The sequence below is a fragment of the Calditrichota bacterium genome, assembly GCA_013151735.1.
Classification (GTDB): domain Bacteria; phylum Zhuqueibacterota; class JdFR-76; order JdFR-76; family BMS3Abin05; genus BMS3Abin05.
In genome coordinates, this window is the sequence record JAADHR010000192.1 from 1 (window position 1) to 3502 (window position 3502).

3 protein-coding genes are annotated in these 3502 nt (G+C 47.9%); 1 reads left to right on the forward strand and 2 read right to left on the reverse strand.

Annotated features, from left to right (window positions below; all coding sequences use genetic code 11):
• Positions 1-148 precede the first annotated feature (148 nt).
• Positions 149-1171 carry a hydrogenase expression/formation protein gene (locus GXO76_13480; protein ID NOY78869.1) on the reverse strand — a complete coding sequence of 341 codons (1023 nt, stop codon included), beginning with the start codon at positions 1169-1171 and terminating at the stop codon, positions 149-151.
• Between the two features lie 232 nt (positions 1172-1403).
• A complete protein-coding gene (locus GXO76_13485) occupies positions 1404-2060 on the reverse strand; it encodes a mechanosensitive ion channel (protein NOY78870.1) in 657 nt (218 codons plus the stop codon).
• Positions 2061-2384: 324 nt separating this feature from the next.
• Between GXO76_13485 and GXO76_13490 the strand changes: the two genes are divergently transcribed.
• A complete protein-coding gene (locus GXO76_13490) occupies positions 2385-3386 on the forward strand; it encodes a glycoside hydrolase family 5 protein (GenBank protein NOY78871.1) in 1002 nt (333 codons plus the stop codon).
• Positions 3387-3502 lie beyond the last annotated feature (116 nt).

Here is a 3502-nt window from a genome sequence, read left to right on the forward strand (position 1 = left end):
ATGGTGATTGCGCATTATTTCCCGGAGTACGAACAGGAGATCAAAAAGGCGCTCCCCTTAGAAAAATAACCTTGCGCAGGCTGGGAACCTTCGCAAAATTACGTTCCACTTTTTAACCGGGAACAGGCCCATTTCATATCCGTTGCGGCTACTCCGTTTCGAATATCTTGGTTAATTCGTCCTGTTCAAATTTCGGGGCCTTTTCCACGTCATTTCCACGCCGAAATACCACTCCCTGCCCGGGAGGCAAAACCGTGCCAATAATTTCTGCCGAAATCCCTTCTTCTTTGAGCGCCTTGACCACCACATCGGCATCCACCGGATCGGTTACGATGATCAGCGCCCCCGAAGCGATGACACCCAGCGGATCCAGCTGAAAATAGTCACACAACTGCCTTGCCGCTTCTAAAACCGGAATTTTCTCCGGCAGAATTTCCAGGCTGACTTTCGCTGCCCGGGTCAATTCGTGCAACCCGGTTAACAATCCGCCTTCCGTGGGATCGTGCATGCCGTGAATGCGAGCCACACGGGTGGCAATTTGGGCATCCTTCAAAACACTGATTCCAGGCTCGTGAAGAAAATTTTTGGCCCTTTTCAGGAACTTCTCACCGAATTTTTTTAAGATCTCCTCTTCCCGCTCCCTGGCCAGGATGGACACTCCTTCGATGGCGATTCCTTTGGTTAGAATAACCAGGTCACCTGCCTGAATGGCCTCCGGCCGCACCAATTTGTTCCGCTGAACGTCCCCGAGCATCTGTCCCACAACAATCGGCCGATCAATGCCCGTGGTGATTTCCGTGTGCCCGCCAATCAACCCAATTTTTAACATCTTGCAGGTAGTCGAAATCTGGCTCATGATGCTCTCAATGAGTTCCGGATTCGTATCTTTTTCCGGTAAAAGAAGCGTCGCCATAAACCATCGGGGCGTTCCGCCTGTACAGGCAATATCGTTGGCATTAATTGTAACGGCGTAAAAACCGATCTCATCTGTTACAAAGGTGATGGGGTCGGTTTTGGCCACAAGGTATTTTTCTCCCCAATCAATCACAGCCGCATCCCGGCCGATTCCGGCTCCCACGATTACCCGATCGTCCGAAATCGAATATTTTTGCAGCAGTTTGTCCAGGTGCTCAATTTGCAGCTTGCCAATGGGAAGCGTGTTTGATTTCATAATCACTCCTGGGTATTTGGGACAATCATTTCGAGATTCCGGGTTGAGGCATTTGCTCAAAAAAGCCTTTGCCCACTAATTATGTAAATTTTCACGAATTAATTTTATTGAAAGTGAATGTGCGTAATTTGTCTCATTCGCGGTTTTCAAAGCAAATGCCTATGTAAATTTAGTAAGAAACTCTTGTTTTTTCAAGCAATCTCTTTGATTTAGCGCAAAGACACCACAAAAATCAGGTGACGTTCGGCGTCTTTGCTTCTTCCACATAGCTGAAATTGACAATCTTATTTTTGCTCAGATCCACATTGGGCACGATCACAACCGCTTTGTCCTCCATGTAGAACTTGGAGCGTCGGATGCCGATTTCTTTCACGGTGACAACTTCGCCCGAGGGGAGTTTAATTTTGTCTCCCACGCGAAAGGGTTGATCAACCATAATCAGAAACCCGGCAATCAGATTGGCAATAGTGTCCTGAGCGGCCAGAGCAATGGCCAGTGAACTGACACCCAGCGTGGCCACCAGCGCACTGATGTTAATCCCAAACAGGCTGAGCAGTGTAATGAACGCCACGGACCAAAGAACCACAATCGTCAGCCGGTGAAAAAGAGGCAGGAATTTGTCGTCCAGTGTGGACTGCGTCTTTTGCACCACATTTTCGTTGTACCAGTGGAAAAAGGCCGTGAGCGCCCGGTGAAAAAAGAGGATCACAAAAAAGGTCAGGATGGTGTAGAACAACCGGGTGAGGATCAGTCCCAGCGAAGCAGACAGGTGCGGGCGTGCCCAGAGGGAATAGGCCAGATACCCGCACAACACAATGACCGCCAAGATAAACGAAAACAGGCTTTTTCGAATAATGGATCTTTCAATGGAATTACTTCCAAATTTCATTCGTCAACTCCCTTCAAATTGATTGGTAACCGGGGCCCAAAAACTCAATAGATAAGATTGCACACGGATCGACATTTTTTCTGCTTCACTCCCGTAAATCACTTGCACTGGCAGCTATTTTACAGAGTTTTATTCCCGGTCATAATATCAACGAAAATATTTTCTCTCAAAAATACCTTGAAATTGTTTCAAAATTTTGTATTTTAATATAATCAACTACACATCTTAAATCAATGGCTTTGATTCTTTTAAAATTAACTCTTAATCACGGTTCACATGCATTCAAAAAACGTTAAATTATTTTTATCCCTCTTTTTATTAATGATGCTTTTTTCGGGATGTACCCGGCATGTCAGTCCGATTTCATCGCAAGAAGAAAAGACAGCCCCGCCTGATCCTTTTTTACAAAATGATCGTCTGGGGCGGGGTATCAACCTGGGGAATGCCCTTGATGCACCTTACGAAGGTGCCTGGGGTGTGGTTTTAAAAGAAAGCTACTTTCAGAAAATTGCGAAAGCCGGTTTCAACTCGGTGCGCATTCCCATCCGGTGGTCGGCGCATGCAGACACGGCCAAACCCTACACGATCGATCCTGCTTTTATGGCGCGTGTGGACTGGGCTGTCCGCCAGGCATTACGCTATAAACTGGCTGTCGTGATTAATATTCATCATTACGATGCCTTGATGCAAAACCCCTCCGGCCAGGAAGAACGTTTTCTGGCTCTGTGGAATCAAATTTCCCTCCACTTTCGGAATTTCTCCGATGCGGTGCTGTTCGAGATCTTAAATGAACCCCATGCCAACCTCACGCCCCAACTGTGGAATGCTCTTTTGCCAAAGGCACTGGCCGTCATTCGGGCGTCCAATCCCCTGCGAACGGTGGTTGTAGGTACGGCAAACTGGGGAGGCATTGCGTCCCTGAGCGATTTGAAAATTCCGGAAGAAGAACAGAATGCCATTGTCACGGTTCATTATTACAACCCCTTTCACTTTACTCACCAGGGCGCGGAGTGGGTTTCCGGAAGCCAGGCCTGGCTCGGCACCCAATGGAATGCAACGGCAGCGGAAGTGGCTGCCATCAATCAGGATTTTGATCGGGTGGCTGACTGGGCCCGCCAGCATAACCGCCCGATTTACGTGGGGGAATTTGGCGCCTACTCGAAAGCGGACCTGGTTTCGCGGGCGCTCTGGACCAATGCCGTGGCCCGGGCAGCGGAAGCCCGGCATTTTAGCTGGGCGTACTGGGAATTTTGTTCGGGTTTCGGTGCCTACGATCCGGTAAAAGAACAGTGGATTCCCCAATTGCTAAAGGCACTCATTCCGTAACATGACGAAAATGGCCTCTTTTACAAAAACGTCTTAATTTGAATTTTTCCCTTTAGCAAATTAAAAATAACACACACACCTGTTTTTTCCCAAACTTTCCCCTACCACCCAAGTAA

Bases quoted from the DNA above. Each gene is read 5' to 3' on its own strand.
- GXO76_13490 (NOY78871.1), top strand. From the start codon at position 2,385: ATGCTTTTTTCGGGATGTACCCGGCATGTCAGTCCGATTTCATCGCAA.
- GXO76_13485 (NOY78870.1), bottom strand. From the start codon at position 2,060: ATGAAATTTGGAAGTAATTCCATTGAAAGATCCATTATTCGAAAAAGC.
- GXO76_13480 (NOY78869.1), bottom strand. From the start codon at position 1,171: ATGAAATCAAACACGCTTCCCATTGGCAAGCTGCAAATTGAGCACCTG.